The 1,164-nt window shown below is 70.0% G+C and carries 1 protein-coding gene; it reads right to left on the reverse strand.

The annotated features are described in order from the left end of the window. On the reverse strand, nt 1-1,164 hold a 1,164-nt coding region (locus I6A81_RS00060), incomplete at both ends, for an amidohydrolase family protein (protein WP_203010055.1).

Genomic DNA, 1,164 nt, shown 5'->3' on the forward strand with positions numbered 1-1,164 from the left:
GGAGGCCGAGCAGTTCCGCCAGGTTCGCTGACATGATCCGCTCGATGTCGGCCGGGTCGTGGCCGGCCAGCGTGTCCAGGAAGGACAGCGGCTCGGCCAGCCCCTCGGCGTGCGGGTAGTCGGAGCCGAAACAGACCCGCTCGGACCCCATCAGCTCGATGAGGCCGTCGAGGGACTCCTCCCAGAACGGGTTGATCCAGACGTTGCGCCGCAGGAGCTCCAGCGGATGGGTCGGGAACTCGTTCGGCATCTTCTTGTAGGTCAGCTCGAGGTTCCTCGCGAGCACGCCGACCCAGCCGCCGCCGTTCTCCACGCTGATCAGCCGCACGCCGGGGAACCGGTCGAGCATGCCGTGGCAGATCGCGGAGGCCAGCGTGTCCTGGATGGTGCGCCCACCGTCGGCGACGTAGGCGAACGTCCTGGGCCTGAAGGCGACGAACTCGCCGCCGCGGCCCTCCCAGGTGTTCAGGTAGTCCTGGTAGCCGCTGTCGGAGGCGTGCAGCGCGACCGGCACCCCGGCCTCCTGGACCCGCGCCCAGAACGGGTCGAACTCCGCCAGGAACGGCGAGCGCGGCCCGCGCGGGCCGGTGACCGGGGCCGGGCGCAGCAGGACGGCGCGCGCGCCCCGCGCCAGCACCGTCTCCAGCTCCCGCACCCCGGCCTGCGCGGTCGTGGGCGTGATGACCGGCGTCGCGAAGATCCGGCCCTGGTAGTCATACGTCCAGTCGTCGTAAAGCCACTCGTTGAACGCGTGGACCGCGACGTCGGTCAGGTCCGGGTCGTCGCGCAGCCGCTCCTCGATCAGGCTCGCCAGCGTGGGGAACATCAGGCAGGCGTGAATGCCCTGGGAGTCCATCAGCTCCAGGCGCGCCGCCGGCTCCCGGAAGGCCGGAACCGACCGCATCGGCTTGCCGGCCAGTTCCCGCAGCGACTTCCCTTCCGGGTTCTGGCTGGCGTAGAAGGCCATGTGCGCGCCCGGCCTCGCCACGACCTCGAACGTCGGGTTCGGGATGTACTCCGTCAGCAGACTGCGGACCACCAGCTTCTTACGCCCGTTCAGCTCCACGAACCTGAACAGGTCCCGATGCGCCGCCGGCAGGTGCCGCGTCAGCGCGTCCTCAGCCTCGTACAGGTGGTTGTCAGCGTCGAACACCGGGAAGTCGA

This window comes from Frankia nepalensis, from assembly GCF_016786325.1.
In the GTDB taxonomy this organism is placed as follows: domain Bacteria; phylum Actinomycetota; class Actinomycetes; order Frankiales; family Frankiaceae; genus Pseudofrankia; species Pseudofrankia nepalensis.